Below are 228 nucleotides of genomic sequence, written 5' to 3' on the forward strand. Positions count from 1 at the left end.
TTAGATAAGCCAATATAGAAACTGTTACAATTTGTCAAACTGCCTACATAACCTAAAAAGTTGTGTGATATAGCTATCGACTATGTGCAAAAATACTTCTTAGATCGGTATTTTCAAAAGCATTGTTGATCGTGACGACATTAGACCAAGAATTTTTACAAGCTGCTTGTACACCAGAAAAACTCAATGGCGTATCATAGGCGTTGTAACACGTCCAATTATTCACTT

Source organism: Arachidicoccus sp. (assembly GCF_050436765.1).
Lineage (GTDB): Bacteria > Bacteroidota > Bacteroidia > Chitinophagales > Chitinophagaceae > Arachidicoccus.